The organism is Desulfovibrio sp. GTC20076, from assembly GCF_055385905.1.
Window position 1 is genome coordinate 1808957 of sequence record NZ_AP039366.1, and the last position, 25557, is coordinate 1834513.

General features: G+C 56.3%; 18 protein-coding genes and 1 tRNA gene. 7 read left to right on the top strand and 12 right to left on the bottom strand.

The features are described 5' to 3' along the window. Positions 1–60: 60 nt before the first annotated feature. Positions 61–564, bottom strand: coding sequence for a preQ(1) synthase (gene queF / locus ACZ495_RS08035; RefSeq protein WP_012624289.1), 504 nt, complete (start codon positions 562–564; stop codon positions 61–63). Positions 565–716: 152 nt separating this feature from the next. On the opposite strand from queF, the gene ACZ495_RS08040 reads away from it, so the two are divergent. From ACZ495_RS08040 to ACZ495_RS08060, 5 genes are all read left to right on the top strand, one after another. Next, positions 717–1523 carry a MogA/MoaB family molybdenum cofactor biosynthesis protein gene (locus tag ACZ495_RS08040; protein ID WP_012624288.1) on the top strand — a complete coding sequence of 269 codons (807 nt, stop codon included), beginning with the start codon at positions 717–719 and terminating at the stop codon, positions 1521–1523. A 148-nt stretch (positions 1524–1671) separates the two neighbouring features. Then, a complete protein-coding gene (locus ACZ495_RS08045; protein ID WP_394026227.1) occupies positions 1672–2583 on the top strand; it encodes a 4-hydroxybenzoate octaprenyltransferase in 912 nt (303 codons plus the stop codon). Positions 2584–2609: 26 nt separating this feature from the next. Further along, positions 2610–3257 (top strand): ribosome biogenesis factor YjgA, encoded by a 648-nt coding sequence (yjgA, locus tag ACZ495_RS08050; protein ID WP_012624286.1) that lies wholly within the window; start codon positions 2610–2612, stop codon positions 3255–3257. 71 nt (positions 3258–3328) lie between these two features. After that, a tRNA-Thr gene (locus ACZ495_RS08055) sits at positions 3329–3404 on the top strand. 1004 nt (positions 3405–4408) lie between these two features. Continuing rightward, on the top strand, positions 4409–6838 hold the full coding sequence (locus ACZ495_RS08060) for a CehA/McbA family metallohydrolase (RefSeq protein WP_012624285.1): 2430 nt from the start codon (positions 4409–4411) through the stop codon (positions 6836–6838). 302 nt (positions 6839–7140) lie between these two features. On the opposite strand, the gene ACZ495_RS08065 is transcribed toward ACZ495_RS08060, so the two are convergent. From ACZ495_RS08065 to ACZ495_RS08095, 7 genes are all read right to left on the bottom strand, one after another. Further along, entirely contained in the window at positions 7141–7965 is an 825-nt protein-coding gene (locus ACZ495_RS08065) for a DUF4198 domain-containing protein (protein WP_012624284.1), read from the bottom strand. A gap of 65 nt (positions 7966–8030) precedes the next feature. Continuing rightward, the gene (locus tag ACZ495_RS08070; protein ID WP_012624283.1) at positions 8031–8348 is read right to left on the bottom strand and encodes a hypothetical protein; all 318 of its coding nucleotides are present in this window, start codon (positions 8346–8348) and stop codon (positions 8031–8033) included. An 18-nt stretch (positions 8349–8366) separates the two neighbouring features. Further along, entirely contained in the window at positions 8367–10847 is a 2481-nt protein-coding gene (gene feoB / locus ACZ495_RS08075) for a ferrous iron transport protein B (RefSeq protein ID WP_464262031.1), read from the bottom strand. Further along, entirely contained in the window at positions 10844–11068 is a 225-nt protein-coding gene (locus ACZ495_RS08080; RefSeq protein WP_012624281.1) for a FeoA family protein, read from the bottom strand. The genes feoB and ACZ495_RS08080 overlap by 4 nt, the downstream gene beginning before the upstream one ends. Positions 11069–11082: 14 nt before the next feature. After that, on the bottom strand, positions 11083–11307 hold the full coding sequence (locus ACZ495_RS08085) for a FeoA family protein (RefSeq protein ID WP_072312208.1): 225 nt from the start codon (positions 11305–11307) through the stop codon (positions 11083–11085). 572 nt (positions 11308–11879) lie between these two features. Further along, positions 11880–12773, bottom strand: coding sequence for a DMT family transporter (locus ACZ495_RS08090; RefSeq protein WP_012624279.1), 894 nt, complete (start codon positions 12771–12773; stop codon positions 11880–11882). A gap of 287 nt (positions 12774–13060) precedes the next feature. Next, a complete protein-coding gene (locus tag ACZ495_RS08095; protein WP_012624278.1) occupies positions 13061–14440 on the bottom strand; it encodes an amino acid permease in 1380 nt (459 codons plus the stop codon). 298 nt (positions 14441–14738) lie between these two features. Here ACZ495_RS08095 and ACZ495_RS08100 point away from each other — a divergent pair, with 298 nt between their 5' ends. After that, the gene (locus ACZ495_RS08100; RefSeq protein WP_407844730.1) at positions 14739–15851 is read left to right on the top strand and encodes a pyridoxal-phosphate-dependent aminotransferase family protein; all 1113 of its coding nucleotides are present in this window, start codon (positions 14739–14741) and stop codon (positions 15849–15851) included. A 50-nt stretch (positions 15852–15901) separates the two neighbouring features. Here ACZ495_RS08100 and ACZ495_RS08105 read toward each other — a convergent pair whose 3' ends face one another. Continuing rightward, complete coding sequence (locus ACZ495_RS08105) at positions 15902–16216, bottom strand: helix-turn-helix domain-containing protein (protein WP_012624276.1); 315 nt, start codon at positions 16214–16216, stop codon at positions 15902–15904. 888 nt (positions 16217–17104) lie between these two features. Here ACZ495_RS08105 and ACZ495_RS08110 point away from each other — a divergent pair. After that, on the top strand, positions 17105–19987 hold the full coding sequence (locus ACZ495_RS08110; protein ID WP_012624275.1) for an EAL domain-containing protein: 2883 nt from the start codon (positions 17105–17107) through the stop codon (positions 19985–19987). A gap of 319 nt (positions 19988–20306) precedes the next feature. Here ACZ495_RS08110 and ACZ495_RS08115 read toward each other — a convergent pair whose 3' ends face one another. The 3 genes from ACZ495_RS08115 to ACZ495_RS08125 all read right to left on the bottom strand — a co-directional run bounded on the left by ACZ495_RS08115 (position 20307) and on the right by ACZ495_RS08125 (position 25093). Next, positions 20307–21458 carry a glycosyltransferase gene (locus ACZ495_RS08115; protein WP_464262032.1) on the bottom strand — a complete coding sequence of 384 codons (1152 nt, stop codon included), beginning with the start codon at positions 21456–21458 and terminating at the stop codon, positions 20307–20309. An 80-nt stretch (positions 21459–21538) separates the two neighbouring features. Then, positions 21539–23689, bottom strand: coding sequence for an HD domain-containing phosphohydrolase (locus tag ACZ495_RS08120; protein WP_012624273.1), 2151 nt, complete (start codon positions 23687–23689; stop codon positions 21539–21541). 21 nt (positions 23690–23710) lie between these two features. Further along, on the bottom strand, positions 23711–25093 hold the full coding sequence (locus ACZ495_RS08125; protein ID WP_041724680.1) for an HlyD family type I secretion periplasmic adaptor subunit: 1383 nt from the start codon (positions 25091–25093) through the stop codon (positions 23711–23713). Positions 25094–25557 lie beyond the last annotated feature (464 nt).

The following is a 25557-nucleotide window of genomic DNA, read 5'->3' on the forward strand; positions in this document are numbered from 1 at the left end:
TTTCGGCGCAAGTCCTGGCAAACCCGCGCCGCCGGACAAGAGCAGGCGGCGCGGCGGCGCTTACGGCCGGTGCGGGTCCGGTTCGGACTTCCAGGAACGAACGGTTTCACGCACAAGAGCGCTCTGTTCTTCGGGCATGCCGTCCTTGAAGGCCTCGGCAAAAACATGGATGCGCGTGCCGCCACGCGGCGCGAACAGGCCCTTGACCCGGCACCAGCAGGGATTGAGCAGTGCTCGCAGGTCTTCCAGCACGTTGTTGGTGATGGTCTCCATAAAAGACTGATGATTGCGAAAAGCAAACATATACAGCTTGAAACTTTTGGATTCCACGCACAGTTCGTCCGGAATGTATTCAACGGTTATAGTCCCGCAGTCGGGCTGACCGGTCACCGGGCAGAGCGATGTAAATTCGGGAAAGCTGATGCTGATAACATAGGGCCGTTGCGGAAAACAGTTGGGAAAAGCCTCCAGCAAGGCTACGCTGGGGCCTCCTTCTGGGGAGGTAAGGCGGCCTGTGCCGAGAACCTTGAGGTCCCGGGTCTGATCCTGGCTGCGAGTGGTCATAGCTTAAACTCCTTGAAAAATATGCTCCGCGCCCGGCCGGACCGGGCAGGCGCGGGCGCGTATTGGACTTGTAACCCATCGCGCTTGCGGCTACAATATTCTATTATTCTCACGAATCCGACACCCGCCAGTGATTTTTCCGGAGCATGTTTATGAACATTCTGCTGCATGTGCGCGCCTGCCAAAAGGACCAGTGTCTGCCGCTCCTGCCGGGGGGCATGCCTCTTGAAAAACATTTTCCGTGGCACGGCCTTATGGCTCCAGAACAGTGGGCCTTGCCCCCAGTACCGGTGGGCACAACCTTTTGCGGAGCCTGCGGCACCCCTCTTTTCAAGGTGACCGGCCGTATGTGGCTGCCCGCTCCCGACACGCAGAACGGCACGGCCAGTCATGCATCTCACTGCCTTCTGCTGACGGCCCTTACCGACCTGCCCGAGGGACCGCTGGAGATGACCGCCCGCAAAAAGGGCTACAGTCTCGCCTGGGTGACCCTTTCAGACAAAGGCTCGCGCGGTATGCGCGAGGATTTGAGCGGACCGGCCATTGCAGGCGCGGTGGCTGCCGCCATGCCCCTGTGCCACAGCCAGGGTTTTGTGCTTCCGGACGAAGCAGCCCCGCTGCGCGCCCTGCTGACGGAACTCGCCCTGAGCCAGAGGTATGACCTCATCTGCACCACGGGAGGCACAGGCCTTTCCCCCCGGGATATCACGCCCCAGGTCACAGAAGCCCTGCTGGATGTGAGCCTGCCTGGCTTCAGCCAGGCCATGCTGGCCGCGAGCATGGCAAAAACCCCGCACGCCGTCATATCACGGGCTGCGGCTGGCGTGCTTGGGCAAAGCATCATCATAAACCTGCCGGGCAGCCGCAAGGCCGTCATAGAAAATCTGGCCGCCGTGCTGCCTGCCCTGCCCCACGCCCTGGCCAAGCTCCAGGGCGACCCCGCCGACTGCGGCGGCTAGCCGGTTTTGCCCTAAAGCCGCTCTGACGGTTGCGCGGCACCCTTGCCACCGGAAACGGTGCGTTGCCGGGGCATGTACGGCACGGGCGCGGCGGACTTTGGCAAAAAATATTTTCCGTACGGATCAGGATCAGTTGTAAGGAGAAAAAATGCGTTTCCAAAATCCTCTTGGCCGGATCAGCCCGCACCTGGGGCGTCTGTCCTCCCCTTTCGGCAAATTTTCGGATATCTGCCGGATGATCAAGATCGAGCACTCCATATTTGCCCTGCCGTACGCCTGGGCCGGAGCGTTTCTGGCCGCGCGGGGAATGCCCCCGGCATGGAGCCTGGTTTTTCTGACCATCGCCATGGTGGCGGCCCGGTCTTTTGCAATGGCGTTCAACCGCCTTGTGGACCTGCCCTTTGACAGCGACAACCCGCGCACCCAGAACCGCCCCCTTGTTACCGGGGTCATCTCCACCAGGCAGACATGGGCATTTTGCGGGCTTATGGCCGTCATTTTTGTCGTCGCCTGTGCCTGCATGAACCAGGTCTGCCTGTGGCTTTCCGTTCCTGCGCTTGTTTTTTCGGCCATTTATAGTGTGCTCAAACGCTTTACGCCCCTGTGCCACTTCTGGCTGGGCGCCACGCTCGGCCTTGCTCCGCTGGCCGGATGGCTTTCCGTCGATCCCGGCAGCCTGGGCATGGCCCCGATACTGCTGTTTTTTGCCGTTACCTTTTGGGTGGCCGCCTTTGACGTTTACTACGCCTTTCAGGATATGGACTTTGACGCGGCTTTCGGGCTGCATTCCATACCGGCCACCTTCGGCACGGAAACCGCGCTTGTTCTGGCGGCCTTTTCGCATGCCATGACATCCATATTCCTGCTGCTGTCAGGCGTTGCTGCCGGCCTGAGCTGGCCCTGGTATGTGGTATGGCTGGGTATTACCCTTATGCTTTTTGTGGAGCACAGGCTCATGCGCCCGCAAGACCTGCGCCACGTAAACACGGCCTTTTTCACTCTTAACGGCATCATTTCTCCCGTGGTGCTGGCCGGGGTGATTCTTGGCATTTACCTCTAAAAAATACAATTGCTCCAGGATGTTTCATGCCTCGTAAAAAACAGTATCAATGGCAGGCCCATGATGACGGCCAGGGACAGGACTTCGAGCAGCCCAGCCGTTCGGCCAAAAAGCGCGAAAGCCACGCTCTTCAGGCCCTGGGTGAAGAACTTGCCCGCCTTGGGCCGCAGGAAGTGCAGGCCCTGAATCCGCCCCCGGAACTTGCAGAAGCCCTGGCCCTGTATGCCCGCATACGCAATCATGAAGGGCGCCGCCGCCAGATGCAGTTCATCGGCCGCCTCATACGCGAAATGGATGATGCAGAACCCCTGCGTGCCGCTCTGGAGCGCCGCAAGGCAGGCACTATGGCGGCCACCGCAGCCTTGCATCGGGCAGAACAGTGGCGCGACCGTCTGCTTTCTGCACCGGCAGACGAGCTTGACCAGTTGCTGGATGCCCTGCCCCGCCCGCAGGCTGAAAATCCGGCAGAATCCGACGGCCCACAGACCGCCGCTGCAGGACAAAACCCGCGCAAAGGACGGGCAGCCGCAGGCGAAGAATTGCGCAGCCTGGTACTCAAGGCCCGCAAGGAAATGGCCGATGGCAGCGCACCCCATGCGCGACGGGCCGTTTTTCGCGCGCTACACAAGCTGCTGGTTGAATCGGGCGCGGGTAGCAACGAGCAATCTGCATAAAAATGCAAAAACCCTGCACAAAATACTTGACCATAAAGCAGGTATGAGCTAAAAGCATTTTTCGTTACAACGCCCTTGTAGCTCAGTCGGTAGAGTGCATCCTTGGTAAGGATGAGGTCAGCAGTTCAATCCTGCTCAAGGGCTCCACGAAATCAAAGGTTACTGTTCCGGCAGTAACCTTTTTTCTTTTGCACGCCTGAGCCTGTGCGCTCTCCGACCTGGGCCAGCCGCTTCACAGCCATCCGCTTCCGGGTATTATCACATATCGCGCATCAAAAAAACGCAATATCGCCAATGCAGTACAGGAAATAGCGGGCACCGCGCCCCTCGCTGCCCCCGCTACACCACAGTCCACAGCCAGCCCCCATGCATTTCCACGCCTGCGTGCCATCAACGCTCACAGCAATCCGCACAACCCGCCTGTGTTGCCGTGCACCACCCGCTGCAACCAGCCCGCACCGGCCGCACCGCCGCCATGCCTGTAAAACAGCAGACGCCCGCACGTCATCGGCTTTATTGCAACGTGGTTATCACAGCACGCACATTGTGCAACAGGTCCCCGTACCCGCAGGACATGCCTGTACGATTGGGCACTTCGGCCTTCGTATATAAAATTCTTTATTCAATAACTTTTAGTATTTCAAAAATTTTTATTGAAAAATCCTGAAGATATACTAGGCTCTAACAAGTCAGAATACGGCCTTTTATAGAGGCGTAGCGGGAAACTGCTGGAACTTCTGCCTACAGGAGAGATGCTTTGTGAGCAGCCAGAGCCTTTGGCCTGACGCCCGCACAGCAGACGGCACATGCCTGACCTTGCGTTTTTTCACTGCTCGCGCAGCGTAGCTGCCGCATTGCGCAGGAAAACATGTCGCAGCAGGTTACTGTAACATAAGATTATACATCTTTTTTGTTGGCTGCCGCCTGCCTCCTTCTTCCTGTTTTCAATCGTGCCGCCCCTGGCGGTATAGGTTGCCTCCAGAAAATTCTCTCACGCTCTTCCGGCCGGTTCCGGTGTTGCTGCAAAAGCACAATTTTATGTGCGCATCTGCCTTGCGGCTTTGGCCGTACACACGGCAAAGCGCGGTTGCACACACGTTTTATCAGTCCAGGCCACACTTGCCGGGCTACATTTTACTACAGGAGAGAACATGAAGCGCAGAGAATTTCTTATCGGCACAGCGGGGCTGCTTGCCGCTACAGCATTGCCCACTGTGTGTTTTGCCGGAACATCGCCCGCCTTTCCTCTGGGCGTTGTCAAAGGTCCTACCCCCATTGATCAGGGCATGGCCATTCACGAAAAAGATTTCACCATCTATAACGGCAAAATCGCTGTCTCTTTTGCTGTCGGCTCCAACAACTACTGGAATATGACCAGTGGCAGCATCCTCGACGTTGCCGTCATGAAAGACGGCAAGTTCGGCACAGACCTGGTCAATGACATCGAATTTCTTAACGACCTCTGGTCTGCCACCGGCTCGTACAATGATGAAGACCTGCTTCATGTTCCCCATCAGGACATCCTGTGCAAGCAGGACAAAGACAAGATCGTCGTTACGGTAAACAGCCGCTACTGGACAAAGGGACACACCCTGCCCCTCAAAGTCACCATCGAGTACACGCTTGAGGCGGACAAAAACTACATCGGCCTGAAAACCACGGTACACAATCCCGCCGGCAACGAAGCCTATGAAAACATGTACAGCGGCTACTCCCTGAGCACCCTGGCCGCCAGCATGTACGGTCCTTTTGGCTACTACCCCGACCTCAAGGCCACCGGCATAGCTATCGGCGCCGACAAGGACGTGCAGGAACGCTTTGGCGACTTTATTGTCACCTACGGCAAGGATTATGCCGTTGCCGTGCAGGTTGACGGCGCTAACGCCTACAAAGGCTCCAGCGGCTACAAAGACCTGTATGTGCTGCGGACCATTGAACCGGGCAAAACCTACGAGTACACCGGCGAAATAATCGTTGTGGACAAGGGCGAAACCGCCCCCATACTTGAGCGCTATAAAGAAAAAGACCCGTCGCTTCCCTTTGCCCTCGTGCAGGGTCAGGTCAAGGACAGCAGCGGCAAGCCGGTTCCCGGAGCCTTTGTTATCATCAGCAAGGAAGGCGCGTACAAGGAAACCGTCAAGTCGCACGGCGCCGAAGCGGTAAAAAAAGACATCCTGCAGCCCCTTGTATGGAAAATGACCGATGCGAAAGGCAAGTTTTCCATGCGGCTTCCCCAGGGGAACTATAGTACCCATGTCGAGGCCAAGGGCTACACCCCTTCGGGCAGTCAGCTGATGGCGCTTACGGCTGACCAGAAGGTGCAGTTTACCGTAAAGGACGGCGCCAAAGCCGTCTTTAAGGTCGTGAACGAAAAAGGCGAACCAATCCATGCCAAGATGAAGGTTGAGGGCACTACCTCGACGGTGAAAACCCTCGGCGGAACGGTCTTTTTCTCCGACCCCAAAACATACGAAATCCGGGCGGACATCCCTGCTCCGGAAAATGAGCTGACGTTTACCATCACTCACGGCAGCGACTTTGAAAGTCTGCCCGCGGTGGTCAAAAAGACCGTCACCCCCAAAGAAGTACTCAAAAAAACCATTACCATTCCCACTGCCATCCAGACCTCCAGCAGAAAATGGTACAGCGCGGACATCCATCAGCATTCCGACATCGGCGACGGCGCCACCCCCATCAAGGAACTGCACAAGGGCCAGCTGGCTGCCGGGCTGGTCTGTCTTGCCGTGTCTGACCACGACTCTGTGGGCAATAATGCCGAAATGGAAAAACTTGCAAAGTCAACCGGAAACCCCTTCCTTTCCAGCCTTGAAGTTTCTCCCGGCTGGGGGCACTGGGGCATTCTCGGGGTGGACCACAAGCAAAAACCCATCTCGCCCGACCTTACTCCCGCAGAGATCATCAAGGCCGGACACGCCATGGGCGCGCTGGTGGTCATGAATCATCCGTATACCGACTACGGCTTCCTCCATAACAGGGACGGCGTCAAGGACGGCTATGCGCCCGGCAGCGACGACTTTGACCTGCTTGAAATCCAGTCCACCATTGATCTGACCGATCCTAAAAATATGGACAAGCGCGCTCTTGATGCCGCCATGGACTACTGGAACAAGGGGAAAAAGATTTACCTCAGTTCCGGTTCGGACCAGCACGATGTAACGTCCATTCTCTATCCCGGTATTATCAGAACCTACGCATACGTTGACGGCAAGGTAAGCCCCAAGTCCTACATGGCGGCCCTGAAGGCCGGCAACAGCTATGTGACCATGGGGCCTGTCATTACTCCTGCCGCCGGCAGCATGTTCGGCTCCACCAGAACCATAAAGGCCGGGGAGACCGTCACGCTCAGCACAGAGCTGCAGGCCGTACATGGCTTGAAAAGCATCGAGGTATACAGCGAAGGCAAGCCTGTAAGCAAAAAAGAATTCAGTGACACCAAGGATGCCGTCACCTACACCTTTGAAGCTGCGCCCCAAAAGGACACCTGGTACAACTTTGTGGTGATGGACGGCAAAGGCCGTTACGCCGTCACCAATCCTGTATGGGTTGAAGTGAAAAAATAAGCCGCGGCAAATCCGCTCCGAACAGCGTCCACGCAACGATCACGCTGCGTGGACGCTATTTGTGGCCTGCGCTGCAAAAAACGAAAAATGCCCGGTAAACCGGGCATTTTTCACACACACTACGGTACTTTTTCCATAACTGAACAGACAGTCAAAACACTACACTTTTTTCAAGGCCTCATGCAGCGAAAATGCGGTTTCCTCTGCACGAATGCCGTACTGAGACAATCCTGCGCGGCACAGGCAGCGCAGATGCAAAGCAGCCGACCACCACGGCAATCAGCCGCTTTGCCCGTCAAAGCCTACTTCATATCCACAGCCTTGACCCAGATAACGGCATCCTGGGAAAGCTCCTTGCCCTTGTATTCCTTGTCCGGGCCTACGCCAAGAGCGGCAAAGCCCCACCAGCCGGCCTTGGGAATGCCGAAGGTCAGGTAGCCCTGATCATCGGTAAAGATGGTCTGGGTAACAAAAGCATCATGCGGGTACTTGACGATGCCCTTCTTGGTCATGGCATTGGCCTTGAGGTCGGGCATGTGGTTCATGTATTCCACTTCCACTTCGGCGTTGGGCACGGGCTTGCCGTTGGAAAGCACACGCGCCTTGAACACGTTGCCGGTCCATACGCCGTAAGGCTTGATCAGGGGCACGATTTCGCAAGGCAGGCCCAGCGCGGAGTTCCAGTTGCCGGGGATGCCGCCCACGTTGACCACCAGCTTGGTGATCTGCTGCATGTAGACGTCTTCTTCTTTTTCAAGATAGTAGCCGGGGACCATCACAAACGTATAGTCGCCCATGGAGCGCATGTCCTTGCGGGGAATCAGGGCAGAAAAAGCCGGACCGGAGGATTCGGGATTTTTCCAGGTAATGGGCTTCAGCGAACTCATGAGGTCGATTTTTTTCGGCTCATTTTCGCCACGCTGATACATGGCATAAAACTCCTTCACCCCGCCCATATCCATAGTATGTCCGGCTTCTGCCGGGTGAGTGAAGACAATGCGGACGTCCAGATCGCTGGGTTCGCTCTTGGCCACTTCCGGCGTGTACATGACCATGAAGTGCGCCTGGGCAGGCACTGCCATCAGGGCCAGAAGCCCGGCGAAGATCAGGGTTTTGATGCTTTTCATGAAACCTCCATTAGAATTTGAATTTCAAAGTCTTCCATTTTTCAAAAAAATCGCAGCGCGGCCTGCTACTGAACGATCTTCGAACCGTCCACTTCCACCTTGTGGCCATCGCCGGCGTCAAAGATGACCTTGTAGGCACCTTCCGGCTTTTTGAAGTTATATTCGCTGTCCTTGTTCATCTTGCCTTCAAGCAGAGTATTGCCGCTGCCGTCCACCACCAGCATTTTCACGCCGGAGGCAGAAGAGCCGTCAGAAAAGCCGCCTTCGCAGGTAATGGTACCGTCGCCGTTGTCAAAGCAGCTGCACAGGGGGCTGTGCGCCATGGCGGCGGTAGCGAAGAGCATGGTCAGGCCGAGCACTGCGGCCAGAAAGAGATTTTTCATCAGATCCTCCTTAAGATGTTATGCCGTCACCGGCTTTTTAGCGTCCACTTTTTTTCTGCTTTCAGGCTCGGGTATCATCCCCATAACGATGGTGAGCGCCACGCACAGGCCGTAGAATATCCACATGGCCTGCCAGCCAGAAAGCCCCAGTAACGTCCCGCCGGTGAACACAAGAACGGCCACCGCCAGCCCCAGGCAGGTTTGATAGATGATGGAAAAAAGCATCCAGCCCGTGGAATTGGATTGCAGCCGCACCATAACGGAGGTGGGCACGCAGGGCGGATACAGGGCCATGAACAGCATGAGCGCAAGGGCATGCAACGGGGTAAAGCCGGTAGCGTCTTCACGCATGCTGTCCTGCACAGGCGCATCGCCATCAAGCCCGTAAATGGCCCCGAGGGTGGCGGCGCTGTTTTCTTTGGCCGCAAAGGCCGAAAGCAGGGCAATATTGATCTTCCAGTTAAAGCCGGCATACTGCGTCACCGGTTCCAGAGCCTTGCCCGCAATACCAAGGGCGCTGTGCTCGAAGGTTTCTTCGCGCAGTTCACGGCGCAGCTGCTTGCGCGCACTGATGAGCTTGCGCAGCGCCGGGCGCAGGGCTTTGCCGTCCGCCCCCACAGCGCGCACTATGGTGAAGTAGATCGGGCTTTTTTCCTGAAAAACCGCATCAATCTTGTTTGAGGCTTCCTGATCTGTCACGCTGCGTTTGGCATCCTTGAGGTCTTCTTCAAAAAGCAGCAGAGGCGTTACGTCATCCAGGGTGAACTGCCCGGCCAGTGTGGTCTTGTCCACAGCCTTGACAAAATCGCTCATGGCTTTTGTGGATTTTTTTTCGTACACGGCCATGCGCTCTTCCCCAAGACCGGGAAAATTGATGAGCGCAAAAATAACCACGGCCACAGCCAGCACCACGGTGAAAATCTTGCGGATGAAAATCCACACCCGCTCGATGGCGCGCGCAAGTACTCCCCTGATGGTGGGCAGGTGATAGGGCGGCATCTCCATAATAAAGGGCGCACTGGGTTTCCCCCGCAACAGGGTAAGCGAAAGGGCCTTTGACACAGGAAGGGCCATAAACAGGGTAATGGTGGCAATAAAGAACATGGCCATGCCGCTGTTGGCGGCAAAGTAGGCGCTGATCAGTATGAGATACAGCGGCACCTTGGCCAGGCAGTTCATCATTGGTGCGATAAGAATGGTAGCCAGGCGGGCTTTCTCGTCCGGAATGGCCCTGGTCGCCATGACCGCGGGGATGGCGCAGCCGCCCACATATACGCCGCCGAGAATAAGCGGCAGCGTGGACTGGCCGTGCAAGCCGAAACGGCGAAAGGCGCGGTCAAGAATAAAGGCCATACGCGGCATGTATCCGCTGTCTTCAAGAATAGCGATAAGGGCAAAAAGCAGAAAGAATATGGGCAGATAGTTAAGAATTGCCGTAACACTGCGCATAACCCACACGCCCAGGGAACGCAGAAGAGGATCTTCCAGAAAGCCGGATGCGGGCAAAAGTCCCGCCAGGGCATTCTGGGCATTGTCCCACAGGGGCCAGATCATGGCCGCCACATCCCCGCCAAAAACGATGGATACCTGATACAGGATGAGCAGAATGGCGAGCAGAATCACCGGGCCGAAAAACCTGTGGCAGACAAACCTGTCAGCCTTGTCGGAAAGGCTTGTGGTTCCCTGCGCGGGCAGGGTCACATGCCGCGAAGCCAGAGCCGCGGCCGTGCGGTGGCGGGCAAAGGCCACATGCCTTTCGGCATTGACGCCCTGCGCGGCAAAGCTCTCGCGCATGGCGAACACCCTGGCCGGAATGCCGGCCCCCTCTGCGCAGCGCTTCTGCACCAGGGCAATGGCGGCTTCGTCATTCTCCATAAGCTTCACAGCAAGCCAGCGCAGGGGCAGTCCGGCCAGGGCTTCCTCATTGGCAAGCAGGGCAGCAAGATCGGCAAGATACGGCTCCATGGGGCCGTAATTCACGGCAAACGCAGACCTCGGCCCGCCCTCCCCTGCGGTGGTCAGGGCCGCGCGCAATGCCTGCACGCCGCTGCTCTTTTTACCCACCGTGGGTACAACGGCAATGCCCAGCTCGTTGGCCAGCCCATCCACATCAACCTTGATAGAGCGCCGTTCGGCCACATCCATCATGTTAAGGGCCAGTACGAGCGGCGCTTCCATTTCCAGCAGTTGCAGGGTCAGATAAAGATGACGCTTGAGGTTGGCCGCGTCGGCCACGTTGATGGTGACCTGAGGCGAAGCTTCAAGGATGAAATCACGCGCCACTTTTTCTTCCAGCGAATAGGAGGTCAGGCTGTAGGTTCCCGGCAAGTCCACAAGCTCTACCTTGCGGCCGCCGAGGTCAAAATATCCTGTCTTTTTCTCAACGGTAACACCGGGGTAGTTGGCCACGTGCTGGCGCGCCCCGGTAAGCATGTTGAACAGTGTGGACTTGCCGCAATTGGGCTGCCCGGCCAGAGCCACTAGCAGGGGAGAACTCATTGGCCGTCAACCTCCACAAGATCAGCTTCGTCATGACGCAGACTGACGTGGTAACCGTCCAGCTCAATTTCCACAGGATCCACAAGCGGCGCGTTGCGTACAACACGCACACGTGCGCCGGGGTAAAACCCCAGGTCCATCAGCCGTTGGCCTAGGGCGCCGGTGGCGCTGACATCCTTCACGCTGCCGGTATCGCCCGGAACCATCTTGCTGAGTGTCATCAAATGCTCCTTGCTTACGCAACAATAACCGATGCGGCCAGTTCGCGTTCTACGGCCACCCGTGCCTCGCCCACAGCCACAAGAATAGGCCCGCCATTGTCGGCCAGCACATCCAGTTCCACGCCGGGCAAAACGCCAATGGATTCAAGGCGCTGCAATTCGGCCTCTGCCGCGTTGACGGCAAGAACAAAGACTGTCTGGCCCGTGCCGACCGTCTGAAGTGTTTTCGAGTGCGACATAATGTAATATCCGATATTTAGTGAAATCAAAATTGAATTTCGTTTTAAATACCCCCCTCTCAGCTATACGTCAACATGGAAAAAAATATTCTGAAAAACACACAAAAACGCCTGTAACCCGCATTTGCCTCAACAGTATCGGGAGTACCAGTCTTCCTGCAGCACCTGCTCACAGCATACCGGCCCGGAGGGCAGGCAAAATCCTTCTTATGCTGCTGCCTGTAGGGCATGCGTCAGCAAAGCTGCCCCCCCAGAGCAATTAACGCTTCAAATGATTGCTTAACGGTCGGCAAAGCCGCCCTATAAGCAATTGGGACAAGGAGTTGGAGACAAATCCCTGTCGGGCATTTCACGTGTAAAATGCTCTAAAAACAGACCGGAAGAGATCGCGCCGGGCGCAGTCCCTTCCGGTAGCATACCTATAAAAAACAGTTCCGGGCGGCTCCACTGACAGCCCATTGCCAGACCCGGCCGTAACCTGACGGATCCGTGCAGGGTGCCCTGCCCGTCTCGCAAAATGGCTGTCCGCCAACTGCCGGGACTATATCCGGATACTTCAGGCCGCCTGCCGCTTATGCGGATTTTTTTTCCTTTCCCTTACGGCGCGGGTTCAGATTGCTTATCAGCACGCCCGCCACCACAAACGCGCCGCCCACAAGCCCCATAAAAGGCAGCCTCTCTCCGGCCATACGCCCGAAAATGGCCGCCCATACCGGTTCGCCCGCGTAGATCAGGGTGGCCCTTGTGGGCGAAATGCTTTTCTGCGCCCAGTTCATGACCAGTTGGATAAGGGCCGTGGCAAGCCCCAGCCCCCCGGCGCTGCACACCAGCAGCCAGGAAAACTCCGGTACGGATTCTCCTGCCAGCGGCATCAGGCTGAAACTCAGCAGCGCGGTCACCGTCACCTGCACCACAGTGACCCTGCGTACGTTAACCGTACCGGCAAAATAGCTGATGAACAAAATTTCCAGCGCGCAGGCCACGGCCCCCAGCAAGGTAAGAAGTTCCCCGGTGCTGAAACCCGGCGAAACGCCGTCCGGCCCGGCCAGCATGATCAGGCCCAGCAGCGCGCAGCCAATGCCGAGCCAGCCCATTCTGCTGGGCGCGCGCCGCATGAAGAGCCATTGCAGCAACGGCACTGTAGGCACATAAAAAGCCGTTATAAATGCCGACTTGCTGGCAGTAATGGTTTGCAGGCCAAAGGTTTGCAGGGCGTAGCCCCCCAGCAGCGAAAGCCCTATGATCGAACCCGCAAAAAGCTCGTGCAGGGTCAGGCCGCGCAGGACAGGCAAAGAAACAAGCGTCAGCGCCACAGCCGCCGAACCAAAACGCAGGCCCACAAAGAACAGTGGCCCGGTCACGTCCAGGGCGTTGCGGATGATAAGGAAGGTCGTGCCCCATATTATGGTTATGCCAACCAGCGCCCATTCGCCCCGGCTGAGCTGAAAAATACTTTTGTCCTGCATAGGTGTGAACCTTTCTCTCCTCTCTGGGCGGGCAGTCCCCGCAGACGCGCTGCCGGAAAATGCGGCAGATCATCCATGATAGCCCGCACCACTGCAAATGTGAACCGGCCGGCAATGGTTCCAGCCGGGAAGCCATGCTCCTGTCACGCCGATCCGGCCGGGTCTCGGCAAAAAAGAAAGGCCCCTTCAATAGAAAGGGACCTTTCGCAAAAACAGGCAGCCTGAAAAGAGGGGCTTTGCGGCCACCTCGTGAGAGGCGCCCGCAAAGCCGAAAAACTGAAGCGGCGCTACTGCGTATAGTGCTTCTTCATCTTGTAGCCCAGCCACACGAAGAACAGCCAGATGGGAGCCACATAAACAGAAACGGCCATGTCTATCTGCACCAGCACTACAAACACTACCATCATAAAGACAAGACAGAGGTAGTTGGACCAGGGATGCCAGAATGCCCTGAAAACTATCTTTTCTCCGGCCTTTATCTTGGCGGCCCTGAATCTCAGGTGGGTCAGGCTTATCATGGCCCAGTTGATCACAAGAGCCGTCACCACCAGGGCCATAAGCACGCCAAGGGCCTTGGCGGGCATAATGAAGTTCAGCAATACGCACAGCAGGGTTGCGCCGGAAGAAATCATCAGCGCATAAACCGGAACCCCCCTGGCGCTCACAGCGGCCAGAACCTTGGGCGCGTTGCCCTGAAGCGCCAGGCCGTAAAGCATGCGGCTGTTACAGTAGACACAGCTGTTATATACGGAAAGGGCCGCAGTCAGCACCACAAAGTTGAGCACGTGCGCAGCAGAAGGAATACCTATGAGGTCAAAAATCTGCACAAAGGGGCTGGCGACCATGGCCTCGGCCCACTGGCTTTTGTCAACGGAAGCGCCAAGCTGGTTCCAGGGGTGCAACGCCAGAAGCACGGTAAGCGCGCCGATGTAGAAGATCAGGATTCGGTAGATGAGCTGGTTGACGGCCTTGGGAATGGTTTTTTGCGGATCAGAAGTTTCCGCCGCAGCTATGCCCACAAGCTCAAGCCCGCCGAAAGAAAAGCTCACCACCGCAAGCGAGGTAAACACGCCCCCCCAACCCCTGGCAAAAAAGCCGCCATACTCCCAAAGATTGCTTACTTTGGCATCGGGTCCGGCCCCCCCGGTGGCAAGCAGAAACGTCCCCAGGGCGATCATGGCCACAATGGCCGCCACCTTGATGGAAGCAAACCAGAACTCCATTTCGCCAAAAACGCCAACCTGCGCCAGGTTGACCACATTGATGAGAATAAAGAAAAAAGCCGTGGTCTGCCACGGCTCAATGCCGGGAAACCAGTACTGCACATAAACAGCCACGGCCGTCAGTTCGGACATGCCCACCAGAACATAAAGAATCCAGTAGTTCCAGCCGGAAAGAAGACCAGGAAACTCGCCCCAGTATTTGTAGGCAAGATTGCTGAAAGAGCCGGCCACAGGCTCTTGCGCCATCATCTCGCCAAGCTGGCGCATAATGAGAAAGGCGATAAAACCACCAATGGCGTAACTCAGTATGACAGCCGGCCCGGCCATCTGGATGGTTCCCGCAGATCCGAGAAAAAGGCCCGTGCCAATGGCCCCGCCAAGGGCGATCAACTGGATGTGCCTGTTCTTCAAGGCACGGTGAAGCTCTGGTGTTTCTTTTTTCATAGCCGGCTCGTGTGTTAAAATGATTCGGCAAGGCATATCAGGATTATGAAACTTTGAAAAGACGCCGGCACATGGCGGCTGCTCCGCCGCAGCCTTTACGGCATGAGGGCAAAGCACAGTTTTTTGTCGTGGCGTGCGAAAAGTCCATTCGCCCGCTGGACAGATGCCGCATGGTATCGTAAAATTTTTTTGAAAAATAAAAATTTTAAGCTGCGTACCGCGCAGCGGACGTCCGTCTGTACGGACGTCGAAATACCCAGCCCTGACGAGTATTAGCCGTCAACCACAGGAGACTGCCATGAGTACAGTTTTGGGATCGCTTGACCATGTTCTGCTGATGGCCCCCGGCCCCAGCCCCGTTGCCACCAACGTTCTCCAGGCCATGAGCCTGCCCACCCTGGGGCATCTTGACCCCGACTGCATCAAGGTTATGGATGCCATCCAGGACCAGCTGCGGGCCGTGTGCAAAACCGGCAACGTGGTAACCTTTCCCCTGTCGGGCACCGGCTCTGCGGGTATGGAAGCATGCTTTGTGAACCTGGTGGAACCGGGCGATGCCGTGCTTGTCGTCAACAACGGCGTATTCAGTTCGCGCATGGTAGAGGTGGCTTCGCGCCTGGGCGCAGAGGTGGACGTGGTTGAAAGCCCCTGGGGTACTCCCGTAAAGGTCGAGGACGTCAAAACCCAGCTGGGCAAAAAACACTACAAGATCCTGGCCGTGGTGCATGCCGAGACATCAACGGGCGTCAACAACCCCATTGCCGAGATCGGTGAGCTGGTCAAGGGCAGCGACACTCTTTATATGGTAGACAGCGTGGCCGGACTCGGCGGCGTGGACATGCAGGTGGACAACTGGGGCGTGGACGCTTTTTACAGTGGTTCGCAAAAGTGCCTTTCCGTACCTCCCGGCCTTGCTCCCGCCTCTTTCTCCGAGGCCGCCATGGACGCCATGGCCAGGCGCAAGCACAAAGTACCCAACTGGTACCTTGATGCTTCACTCATCCGCAAATACTGGGAAGGCTCCCCCCGCGTATACCACCATACCGCGCCCATCAACATGTACTACGGCCTGCACCAGGCGCTGGACAACCTGCTGACGGAAGGGCTGGACGCGGCCTTTGCACGGCACAAGGCCATGCATCACCGCCTGGCGGACGGCCTGGCAGAACTGGGCTTCAGCCTGTATGTAAAGGAAGGCGCGGCACCTCAGGTGAACCTTTTCATTCCTCCCGCCGGCGTGGACGCCAACGCCCTGCGCGCCTGCCTGCGCGAAAAGCACAAGATTGAAGTGGCGGGCGGCCTTGGGGCGCTTGCCGGTAAGGTTATCCGCGTGGGCGTTATGGGCGAAGGCGCACGGCCCGAAGCCATTGACAAACTGCTTGCCGCTGTCCGGGCCTGCCTCGGCCGGTAGCCCTTGCAACCAGGAGCGCGCGCGGGGCACCCGCCGCGCGCGCTTCGCTTTCAGACCTTTTTTCCATCAATTTTTTTCATGCCCGACGCATTTTTTCCACAATGGACGCGGCGCTCACTGTTTCTTTTTTTCTCAATTTCTTCCGAAACCCTCCTGAAAAACTCCTCCGGCGGCACACGCAGCGCCTCACAGATAGAGTAGACGGCATTGACCGTCGGTCGTTTCAGTTCCTGTTCAATATCGCGCAGATAGCGTCGCTCGAGACAGGCAAAGTCAGCCAGCGATGACTTGGTCATGCCGCGCTCTGCGCGCAAGGCCTCAATCACCTTTGCAATGGCGCCCGAAAGGTACGGATATACTTTCATAAGTATTAATTACACCAAAACACGCCGATGAATATGAACTATAGCACTCACAAATCGGGAACTATAGTTTACATCTTTTCCATATTTATTCTTTTTTTGCCGCGGTGAGCCGTAAAATACCTCTTTAAAACCATCCATATATCAAGAATTCCTGTTATTTCTTTTTCCAGTGCATACACAGTTTACACAAATGACAATTTTAAAAACATTCATGTGCATAAATTTTAAATATTATTATATTTGTATATAACAAAAAATAATCATTACATCATAGTTATGCATTACACATAACAATATTATATTAATAATATATGATTATTAGTCTAGATATATAAATACAAATAAACAGCATCAATAAAATATAAATATACATCTACAACTTTAACACATAATAGCTATAGCGAAATATATAATTACATCTTTATAAAAATATGCACTAAAAAATGAGCTGTCTTCTTTCCACTACGCGCTACAAAGTAGCAATACGAACTGGCATCATTAGCAACATGGTGTCATTCCCTGTATCAAATATATATTTTTATGCTTTTATTTCAACATATTAAGATAAAAAATAATAATATTTCCGCAATAAAAATCATATACTAAGTGCAATAAACTTTTGATACTTGCATCAGCAATTCCATAAAGGTAGAGTGATTTATCATTTGTTGCGATTCTGCTGCACGTTTGCGACAGAATCGCAGGCTGTTCCTCCCGTCATACCCGTACGCCATGGCGGGTAAACTCTTTTATTGTGCGGCGATGTCCGCCCACAGCCTGAAGGTCACGGCGGCCCTGCAATCCCCTCAAAAAACACACGATAGTGCTGCGTTGGCAGCATCGAGCACACGCTTCCCTAACGATCTGTTAAACCTGAGGAAAGCGCTCATGAAGATATTTCGGTACAGAATTTTTCTTCCGGTCCTCGCCATTGCAGTTTACCTGTTATTGTCCACGTCCGCTCTTGCCGGAGAGGTCGTGCGCGTGGGATTTTTTGAGTTCGGCGACTATATGACCCGTGACCGGAACGGGCATTACCGGGGAACGGTCTTTGAAATTCTGCACGAAATTTCGACCAATACGGGAATACGCTACAAGATCGTGGATTGCGACGACTGGCCGCGCGGTCTTCAACTGCTCGAGCAAGGCCAGATAGACCTGCTGCCCTGCACGTTTTTCCTTTCCGGCCGGGAAAACAGCATGCTCTTTCCCGACCTGCCCCTTGCCATTTCCTTTGTCTCCATCGCCGTCAAACCGGACGATGCCCGTTACAGATATGACAAACCAGCGAGTTTTGACGGCATGCGTGTAGGTGTTATTTCCGGCGCCAGGGATGCTCCCGCCCTTGCAGCCTACGCCCGCAAGATGGGTATACGCCTGTCCCCGGTTGCCTACACCACCACCCCGGCCCTGCTGCAAGCCCTGCGCGACAATGAGGTGGACGCCATTGCCACCAGCCAGCCTCGTAACGACACTCCCCTCCGCGTGGTGGCACATTTTTCTCCGGAACCTTTCTATTTTGCCGTCACCCCCAGGAAATCACGGCTGCTTGCCACGCTCAACGAAGAGCAGCGCCGGATCGCGCGGCGTGTCTCTGCCACCCATGAGCTGTACGGCAAATATCTCTCCGTCAATATGGCCGAACAGTCTCTTTTTACTCTTGATGAACATCTGTACCTGAATGAGGGCAAACCCGTTATCGTGGCGTATGACCCGGACTGGCCCCCGCTGACCTGGGAAGATCCTCAGACACGGGCTTTTTCGGGGATTGTTGCAAACCTGTTTGATAAAATCCGTCAGGCAACGGGGCTCAGGTTCCAGTTTGTTCCCATGTCCATGTCCCAGTCCCTGAGCATGGTCACCAGCGGCGAAGTAGATATTGTCTGCGCTCTTTCCGGAAATTTTCTGTGGGACAAAGAGCTGTTCATGCGTACTACGCGTCCGTATCTGCGCACGGCGGTGGTTCAGATATACCGACGTGACGGCTCGCCCCAAAACGGGCGTCGCATCGCATTGCGCCGGGGCTGCCTGATTTCAAGCCAGGTGGCCGCCGACAACAAGGACAAGCAAGCGCACTACTACGACAACCTCACAGAATGCCTGGACGCCCTCGTCAACGGCGAAACGGACATGACCTATTCTGACGTCTACGCCGCAGCCCACCTGCTGAAAAACCCGCGTTACGCGGGCCTGTCTGTGAATCCTGCGGACAAATACATCAGCAATATCAGGATGGGCGTTTCGCGCCAGGCAGATCTGCGCCTGTATTCCATCCTGGACAAGGGCCTGCAATTTCTGCCGGAAAGCCCTGTCGACAGCATGGTGTCCGCTGCGGGTCCGTTGCAGCGTGAAACCACGCTTGCAGAATTCATCAGCCAGAATCCTGTAAGTACATTCAGCGCTCTCATGCTCTTCTTCCTCACTGTCACCCTGCTCATGGGCATCAGCCTCGCCATCAAGTCCAACAGCAACAAGCGCATACAGGTACTGCTGCACCGCGACATGCTCACCGGCCTGCCCAATCTTTATAAATTCCGCCAGGACTGCGCCAAACTGCTCGCAGATACGGGCAAGCATGCCTATGTGCTGCTTTTTGGCGATATCTGCCAGTTCAAGGCCATTAATGACCAGTTTGGTTTTTCCAGCGGCGACAGGCTGTTACGCGCATATGGCGATATATTGAGAAGTAATGTGGGCGAAGGTGAACTTTGCGCCCGCGCATCGGCCGACATGTACTCGATGTTTCTGCGCTATGAAGGGTGGGAGCTGTTGCTGGCGCGGCTGCGCCATATGGATGACAGTCTGGATATCTGGCGGCAAAAAGAAGAAATGCCGTATAAGGTCAAAACGGTATATGGCGCCTACATTGTCAGTGGCACAGAGGGGCGCGATGTGCAGCTCATGCTTGATCTGGCAAACTATGCGCGCCGCGAGGCCAAACGCAACGGCAGCACCAGCCTGATGCTCTACGACGAGCAGATGCGACAGGAAACCCTGTTACACCAAGAACTTAACGGCAGACTTGAGACCGCCCTCAGGGAGGGCGAACTGGTCCCGTGGTATCAGATCAAGGTGGACATGCGCACAGGCGCCATTATCGGCAGCGAGGCCCTGGTGCGATGGAAGCACCCCACCCGCGGCCTGCTTATGCCCGACAGTTTTATTCCCCTGTTCGAGCGCAACGGCCTGATTATGGACATTGACATGCATGTCTTCACGCAGGTCTGCAAGGCCATGCAGAGCTGGCGTTTGCGCAATCTGCCCTTGTACACTGTTTCATGCAATTTCTCGCGCGTACATTTTGACCGGCCCGGATTCCCCCGGCAACTGGCAGAAATAGCCGACCGCTACGCCATTCCCCACGAGTTGCTGGAAGTGGAAATTACTGAAAGCGCCATCATGAAAAACCCCGAGGCGGCCTGGCTGCGCCTGATCCAGCTCAAACAGTACGGCTTCAAGACCGCCATTGACGACTTTGGCGCGGGCTATTCCTCACTGGGCCTCGTGCAGATGCTCAATGCCGACGTCATCAAGATCGACCGCAGCTTTGTCCTGCGCGACCTGCCCGGCCAGAGGGCGCAGACAGTGCTTGGCAATATCATACGCATGGCTCTGGATCTTGAAATGTCTGTTATCTGCGAAGGTGTGGAAACCGCCGAGCAGGCGGCCATTCTTATGCGGCTTGGCTGCTTCAAGGCTCAGGGCTACTACTATGCCAAACCCGAGCCGGAGCACGAATTTGAAGCCCGGCTGGCCATGCTCATCACATAGAGCAATTAACGCTTCAAATGATCGTTTAGCGGTCGGTAAATTCACCCTATAATCATTTGACGACAAGGAGTTGGCGACAAATCCGTGTAGAATATTTCAAGTGTGAAATGCCCTAGAACGATGTACTTTTTACACTGCTCTGACGGCTGCGTGAGCAGACCTTCGCTGCAGAGGCGTAAGCGCATGTATCTGCGCGGGTAAACGCCGAAGTAATTGTGCCTTAACCTTTGAGAACATATATTCTCAAAGGTAATCTGCTTTTGGGAAGGCATGGCCTGCAGGACGCTTTAAAAAAGGCTGGTGCTGCAAGGCAAGCCGGCTATGCTCCGGTGCTTTCCTTGCTTTTTTTCTGTTCCATGCTGTGCAGGATAAGGCTCATGAGCCGCCTCGTCTGCACCTCCGCATCGAACTCCCGCAATATGGTCTGTTGTGCGCCAACGCGTATCTGCACAAGCGAAGGGGCATTTTCCAGTACCTTGGCAACAGTGCGGGCCATACATTCCGCATCCCAGAAACCACATAAAAAACCGTTGACGCCGTCCCGTATGATTTCCCGCACAGGCGGCGTATCAGAGCCTACCACCAGAGTGCCGCAGGCCATGGCCTCCAGCAGGCCGGTAGTCAGTGAATGCGGCGCGGCCAGGTAAACATGGGCAGTAGATGACCGCAAAAGTTCCCGGTATTCCCTGAGAGAGCGTGACCCGAGCACATGTACGCGAACTCTCTGCTCCGGCGGCAGGTTCAGGCTGTCTACCCGTTGCAGGGCTTCTTCTTCCCTTCCGCGCATACTGCCACCCGAGGCTGCGCCTTCAAGCCAGGCGATCAGAACCAGGCAGTTGGGACGTTGCGCAAGCAGGTGCGGCAGGCATTCCACAAACTGGTTGAAACCACGCGCCGGCTCATGCGGCGGTCCCAAAAAGCTGACAAGCTCTTGCGCGTGTTCCTCCTGGTTTTCCACCGGGGAAAAAAAACGGGGATTAATGCCGCTGTGCACAACGTGCAACCTTTTTCTCAGAAATTCAGGGTACTGCTCCCTTTGCCACAACGATGAGGTCACAGCCAGATCACAGTCTCCCAAGGCGTTATATTCCCAAAGATTCGCGACCCTTGCGGGAGCAAAGTCCGCAGCCGGACGCTGTTTTCCCCTGGTGAAAAAGCAGTGGCTTTCGCCCGGAGTATAAAACCAGTCGCCCTGCCCCACATAAAAGGCATCAGGAAAAATGTCGCGCAAATAAAAGCTGCCGCCCATACTGGCCGAAGCACAAATAATATCAGGAAAAAATCCGTCTTTACGCAGCCCCAGCAAAGTATTGCCCGCGCGTGCGCCACGCCGCAGCCGCGTGACGATTTCCCTTTCCGCCGGGTCATCACTATCACAGGGGGCGGCAGGCGGCAGACGCAGGCGGCGAACTCCGGCAAGCGTTAGCTTCTGTCCGGTTTCGGCCAGAAAAAGCACCTTATTTTCACGCACAGCCCCAAACGCCTGGGCCAGGGAGCGAAAACGCCCTGGAAACGTCGAATTCAAAAACAATACCCGCATGTATACCCACGCTAGCCTTCATGTTCAGATTTATCATCCCGGCTGTCATGCAACAGCGCAAGAAAGGCCGCGCCCTGCTCCGAAGCCAGGAATTTTCTCAGGGCTGCCACCACGTGCACGTCGTATTTGGGCGGCTGTTCTTCCAGAATGCCCAGCGCCTGTTCAACGCCGAGGGCCTGACGGTAAGAACGCGAGCGGACCAGTGCGCAGAAGGTATTGGCCACGGCCAGAATACGGGCGTTTTCGCAAATGGCATCGCCGGAAAGTCCGGCCGGATAGCCGGAACCGTCTTGCCTTTCATACATCTGCGAAATGGCTTCCAGAACCGGCAGGCCAAAATCAATGCCTTCCAGGGCACGTACGGCATATTCCACATGCCGTTGCAGCATCGAGCGTTCTTCGGGCGTAAGCACACCGGACTTGGTGAGCAGCTCTCTGGGCAGCTGAATCATGCCTATTTGCGAAAGGTTGGCCGCCGTACGCAAGGTAGCCAGAGTGATTGCATCTGTTTTTTCAAGTCCATAGGCCAGGGTCACGGCAAGCTGCGCCATAAGGGATGAATGCCCGCGCAGATAGCTGTCAACAGCTTCAACCGCGCGCACAAAGGCATTGACGGTCTGGTTGACCATCTGCTGCGCCCGCTGCTGGGCCACGGCGAGGTCTGTCACGTCGCTGTAGACAGAAACCACGCCCGACATACGCCCCGCCTCGTCACGAAACGGCGTGCAGGACGTAAAGAAGTAGCGCTGGCTGCCGTCTACCGGCAGCGTTTCGGTAAAACTTGAAAGGTCGCCGGTCTGGTGTACCGCCAGAGTATGAGTCACAAGGCTGCGCGCGATATCCGGACCGAGATCGGTATATGAACGGCCGCGCAGGCTGCCTGCATCCACACCCACCATATGTGCAAAACTCTGGTTGGCGTAAAATATGATTCCGTTAAGGTCGTTGAGCACAACCCCTGCCGACAGGGCTGAATTCACGCCGTCCATGATCTGCTTCTGCTGGTTGACCATAAGATACAGACGACGCAGCTGATCGGCCACTGCGCGTTCCCTGCGTCCTACAAGCCACCACCACAGGGCGAACAGCATGATGCCCGTCAGGGCCAGCACCAGAACCGCGCCCAGCATGACGTTTTTGCGCAGAGAATGGTAGGACGCGTCAATCCGCACGGTCTCCACTCCCTGGTCCACAAGCCAGGGCAGTCGCGGCACAGGCACGGCCAGCGTATATGTGGTTTCTTCGCCATTGCCGCCGGGGCCGGGTTCGGTGCGCATGGCCAGGGGCAAACGCCCGCCCTCAAGCGTCCAGCCCGGCAGATTCACAAAGCCTTCCTGCACGGTTGGGTCGATGCGCTGCAGCCGCTGGTTGAAATGCTCCAGTATGGCGGAACTGAACTCTTTGCCGCCCGTATGCCGCGTAATGGCCTTGACGACCGGCAGCACGTTGTTGGTTGCCAGCAAGACGGAAACCACCCTGTCGCCTGTGGCATCCACATAAAGCGGAGCCACAATGGGAAATGCCATATCCATGACCAGTTCGCCGTGTTGCCGCCGTACAGGCAGAAAAACAGGCTGGCGCGTACGGATGGCCTCGGCAACGTACATGCGCTGCTCTTCGCTCAAAACGGGCGGTTCACCGGGCGACAGATATACTTCCAGATCTGTGTTGATAAGACTTGCACCCCAGAACGAGTTCTTTTCAATAAAATCCTTGAGCTGCCGCAGCATCATGGGCAGACGCGGCAGAATGGCGCTTATGGGGTCCTGCGTGGACGACCGCCACCCGTCATGATCCGGATCTGCAAAACTGTCCGGCACCGGTACGCTTTCCACCTCTTTTCGTGACTCGCGCAGCAGCACGTCCGGCGACAGATGCGAACTGTTTACCTCGGCGGCAAAAAGCCGCAGCAGATCCATTTCTGCAAACATTTCAACCTGTTTTATAATGCCGCCGGACCACACGGTGAGCAGGGCCACCTTGTTGTTGGCCTGCACGTGCAGATTCTGCCCCACTTCGCGCAGCATGCGCTCGCGGGAATTCTGCAGGTACCAGTTGGCCCCTGTCACGATAAGAACTGCCATCACCGCAAAGACAGCCAGCATGATCCGGGCTGCGGCGCGGTTGCGCGACTTTATGTCGGAAGAATCCTGTAATGCCATAATCGTTCCTTTCGCGACGGATCAGCGCTCTCGCAGGGCGTTCTGCTTGGCCTTGAGAATGGGCTTGAGCAGATAATCCAGAACAGTTTTTTTGCCGATGAGAATATCTGTGGTCACAATCATGCCGGGGATAATGGGCAGATATTCCTTGTGATAGACAATGGCATTTTTCTGGGTACGCACCTTGACCAGATAAAAATGCTCGCCCTTCTTGTCCTCAATGGTGTCGGCACTGATGGACTCAAGCTTGCCCTCAAGACCGCCGTAAATGGAAAAGTCATAGGCAGAAACCTTGACCATCACATCCTGCCCGGGACGCAGAAAAGCCACGTCCTGCGGCTTGACCTTGGCCTCCACCAGCAGGGTATCGTCCAGGGGCACGATGTCCATGATGGGTTCACCGGGCTTTACCACGCCGCCTACGGTAGAAATGTATATCTGCTTTACCGTGCCGCGCACAGGCGCGCGAAGTTCGGTGCGGGTCACCCGGTCGCGTCCGGCAGAGATGCTTTCGCGCAGCGAGTTCAGCTCCTGGCGCCTTTTATTGATTTCTTCCGTAATGGCCGAGGCCTGCTCCGCACGGCGCGAGGCTATGCGCTGCCGCGATTCTTCAGCCGCAGCCTGCGCCTTGGGTATGGCTGCGGCCAGGGCGTCAATCTGCCCCTGCAGCTCCACCACCCGCTGCTGCAGGCCGAGATATTCCATCTTGGAAAAGTTGTTGCGCTGCACCAGCGCATAGGCAGTATCACGCTGCTCAATGGCCAGGGCCAGGCTGCGGTCAAGCTGTACCTTGCGGGCTGTCTGCTCCTCGACATCGTGCATGCGCTGGGTGTATTGCGACTGCAATACCTCGACTTCAGCATTCAGTTGTACACGACGCACCTGATAGGCATTTTCCTGGTCCTGCATGATCTGGCGGGCGCGGGCCAGGACGGATTCGTCCACCCTGCGGCCAATAAGCTGACTGGCCCATGCTTCAAGATGCTCCGGAAAAACAGGTGGCTCACTTTTTATTTCCGCCTCAAGGCGGGCTATTGCCAGACTGTTTTCCATAGCCTTGTTCACGGCATCGCGGTACGCGCTCTCGGCCATTTCGTTATCCAGCTGGGCCAGTATTGTCCCCTTGTCCACAATCTGGCCTTCGCGCACCATAACGGCACGCAGAATGCCGCCTTCAAGGTTCTGTATGGTTTGGGTACGCTGTGACCCCACCACCGTGCCTTCGGCGTGGGTCACTTCGTCCACACTGGCAAAGGCAGCCCAGATGATGAGACACAAAAACATGACCGCCACGCAGATGGAGAGCGCCCGGACACCGAAATGGGGCCTGCGCGCCAGCGCGGCGTCCACCTCGCTGGCAAACTGTATGTCGTCGGGTGTCAGGCCGTTGAGGGGTGCGTCCATAGCGGCAAAAAGACCGGGATTGCCCTGCTGCTGGCCGGGTGGCGGCGCTCCCTCACCGCCTTTCAGGCGGTTCAGGGTTTCGGCGATGGACTGGCGGAGACTTTTATCCGGCCGCTGCTCATGCTCGCCGCCCATGAGCAGGTCGCGCAGAAAAGCCTTGGGGCCGCTCTGCTCGACAGGCGCGGGAACGCTCCCTTCCGGGCCGACGGGGTGCGGCATGTCATGACCGCTCTCCTCACCATGCCCCAGCGGGAGAAAGCCGATGCCGTCCACCTGATCATCCGTCCAGTGACCATCATGCTCGCCAGACACAGGCATGACGATGGGCGCGGCTCCTTCCGATCCCGCACCGGGCATGGCGGGCAGGGCATCATCTTTATGGACCGGCTTTGGCGCGCCAAAGGGAGCCTGCCCCGAGGGCAGGTAACACAAAAACCCGTTCTCGGCCGTGCCGCAAAAAGCCG